The sequence below is a fragment of the Achromobacter semiaridum genome (assembly GCF_053543755.1).
The window spans coordinates 77,614-80,848 of record NZ_JBLVOL010000020.1 but is presented as its reverse complement, the minus strand read 5'-3'; the positions used below and the strand labels follow the sequence as shown (position 1 = coordinate 80,848).

General features: G+C 68.2%; 3 protein-coding genes. All 3 read right to left on the bottom strand.

All coding sequences use genetic code 11. From position 1 onward, the window contains the following. Positions 1–876 (bottom strand): ABC transporter permease (locus tag ACNPP0_RS07110; RefSeq protein WP_448705436.1); only part of this gene is annotated, 876 nt, incomplete at its 3' end. After that, positions 873–1,820, bottom strand: coding sequence for an ABC transporter permease (locus ACNPP0_RS07105; protein WP_332608235.1), 948 nt, complete (start codon positions 1,818–1,820; stop codon positions 873–875). The genes ACNPP0_RS07110 and ACNPP0_RS07105, both read right to left, overlap by 4 nt. After that, positions 1,807–3,235, bottom strand: a 1,429-nt coding sequence (locus tag ACNPP0_RS07100) for an ABC transporter substrate-binding protein (RefSeq protein WP_448705435.1), incomplete at its 5' end; no start/stop codon positions are given. The genes ACNPP0_RS07105 and ACNPP0_RS07100, both read right to left, overlap by 14 nt.

Genomic DNA, 3,235 nt, shown 5'->3' with positions numbered 1-3,235 from the left:
CCCCAAGCGGCGGGCGGCCAGGTTCACGATCAACACGGTCAGCGCGATCGACAGGCCAGGGAACGTAGCCAGCCACCACGCGCTGGTCAGGTAGTTGCGGCCGTTGGCCACGTCCAGGCCCCACGACACCGCGGGCGGCTGCACCCCGACGCCCAAAAACGACAGCGCCGCTTCCGCCAGCACCACGCGTGCAAACTCCAGCACCATCAAGGTGATCAGCGGCGCGGCCAGGTTGGGCAGGATGTGGCGCAGCAGGATGCGGCCCGCGCGCGCGCCGATCATCTCGGCGCTTTCGATATAGGGCAGTTGACGCACGGACAGCACCACGCTGCGGATCTGGCGCGCGTAGACCATCCAGCCGTTCAAGGCCAGCGCCAGGATCACGGTGCCCGGCCCGGGGCCGAGGATCACCAGTATCACCAGCGACAGCAGCAAGCCCGGAAACGCCACGTGCACATCGACCCAGCGCATTAAGGCGGCGTCCACACGGCCCCCTGCAAACCCGGCAACCAGGCCGACCAGCACGCCGAAGCCTGCGGATACCGCCACCACCGCCGCGCCGATCAGGATAGACACCCGTGCACCGTGCAGAATCCGGCTAAGGACGTCGCGGCCCAGGTTGTCGGTGCCCAACAGATTGGCGGCCGTGCCGCGCGCTTCCCACACAGGGGGCCGCAGGCGCGCCGACAGCTTGATGGCCGCGGGGTCATACGGCGCCAGCCAGGGCAGCACGATGGCCACCAGCGCCAGCAGTAGCAGCAGGACCGCCGCCAGCACCCAACCACGCTGCCGATCGGACAGCGCCTGCCAGCCGCGTGCGCGCGGCGCGTCGGGCGTGGGCCGCACATCGCCCATCCAGGCGGGAACGCTGCTCATACCGCAATCCTGGGGTCTAGCAGCCGGTACGCAATGTCCAGGCAGAAGTTGATAAGCACGATCAGGAACGCAATGAAAAAGACCACGGCTTGCAACAGGACCAGGTCCTGGCGCTCGATGGCCTGGATGGCGGTCTGGCCCAGGCCGGGCCACGCGAACACGGTTTCAACGACGACGGTGTGCCCGGCCAGCATGCCGGCAAATTCCCATCCCAGCAGGGCCACGGTGGGCACGGCGGCATTGCGCAGCGCGTGCACCAGTACGATGCGGCCGGACCGCAACCCCTTGGCGCGGGCGGTACGCACGTACAGGGAATTCAATTCGTCGATCAGGGCGGAACGCAGCATCATGGCGATGCGGCCCAGCGCGGGCAAGGCCAGCGTCAGCATGGGCAGGATGGCGCTGCCCGGCGCCTCGGCGCCCGATGACGGCAACCAGTTCAAGGTCACCGCGAACAGCAGGATCAGCAGCAGCCCCAGCCAGAACTGCGGCAATGACAGGCCGCCCAGGCTCAACACCACGGAAATGCGGTCGGCCCACTGCCCGGGGCGCAGCGCGGCCACGATGCCCAGCGGCACCCCGGCCACGATGGACAGTCCCAGCGCACCCAGGCATAGCGTTAGCGTGTTGGGCAGGCGTTCCAGCACGATGTCCATGGCGGGCCGCTGCTGCCAGATGGAGTTGCCGAAGTCGAACGAGGCGATGTCGCGCAGGTAGTGCAGATACTGCGCCCAGATCGGCCCGTCCATGCCCAGGGCGCGCGCCAGCACGGCCCGGTCGGCGGCGGACGCGTCCACCGGCAACATGGCCTGGACGGGGTCGCCCACCAGCCGCGTCACGATGAACACGATCGTGGTTACGCCGAACACTACCAGCAAGCCCTGCGTGAAGCGGCCCAACAAGAAGCGCGGCAAGCCGCGCCCGCTGCGATTACTGGGTGACACGGATGTCCTTCAGCGGAATCAGGCCGTCCACGCGCGGCGCGAAATCTATGCGCTTGGACAAGCCGAAGATTTCGCCGCCTTCCAACAGGAACACCAGATACGCTTCGTCGCGGCCAATCTTCAGTGCACGCGTATACAGCGCCTGGCGCTTGACCGGGTCGGCCTCCTGGCGGGCGGCGTCGATCAGGCCCTTGAGCTCGGCGTTATCGTTGGCGGCGGCCACGCCGCCATCGGCGTAGTAGGCGCTAAGGGTGCGGTCGGCGTCCAACAACTGGTTGGAATGGCTGCTGCTGATCTGCGCTTCGGTGGGCACGCGGTTCTTGTTGATCGCTTCCAGGTATTCGGCCCAGGCCAGCACGCGGAAATTCACTTTCAGGCCGGCTGCCTCCCAGTAGGCCGCGATGGTTTCGGCCAGTTCCTTGTCTTTCAGCCAGCGGCCGGACGGCGCGTACAGGTCGATGGACTTGCCGTAGGCGCCCGCGGCCTTGAGCAGCTCGGTGGCGCGCGCGGGGTCATACGGATACGGCTGGATGCTGGCGTCGTAGCCGAACCAGCCAGGCGCCAGCAGCTGTCCCCGCGACACGGCCGCATAGCCGCCGTACAGGTCCTTGGCCAGCGCTTCTTTGTCCACCGCGTAGTTCAAGGCCTGGCGCACGCGCACATCGCGGGTCAACCCCTTCAGCGCGTTCAGCGACACGAACGGCAGATCGGTGCCTTGCAAGGTCACGGCGCGGGCGACGCGCTTGGTGTCCTCGGGCAACACGTTGGTGATGAAGTCGAAGTCGCCGGCGCGCAGGCCGGATAGGCGCGTGCCCGGCTCGGCCACGAAACGGTAGGTGGCGCGGTCGACATTGCCCACCGCTTGCGGGTTCCAGTAGTTCGGGTTGCGGGACAGCACGATGCGGTTGCCCTTGGCCCATTCCGTCAACACGTACGGGCCGCTGCCCACCGGCTTCTGGCCCAGGCTGCCGTCGGCGGCGGCCGCGGGCGACACGATGGTCAACCACGACAGGCGCGCGGGCAAGGCGGGGTCGGCGCCATTGGTGAACACGCGCACCGTCAGGGCGTCGACCGCCTCGGCACGCTTGATGCCCAGAAAGAACGGCCGCTGGCGCGACGCGGTCTTGGGGTCGACGATGCGGTTGATGCTGGCGGCCACGGCGGCCGCGTCCAGCGGCTTGCCGTCGCTGAATGTCAGCTTGGGGCGCAGGGTCACTTCCCACGTGTCCGCGCCGGTCTGGCGCGGCAGCTCGGTGGCCAGTTGCGGCACCAGCTCGCCCTTGGCGGTGCGGGTGATCAGGGTTTCGAAGATATTGCGCGACACCGCGCGCTCGGAACCGTCCTGGGCGGTTTGCGGGTCCAGCGTGGACGGCTCGGTGCCCAGCGCCAACGTGATGTCGGCCGCCTGCGCCGCC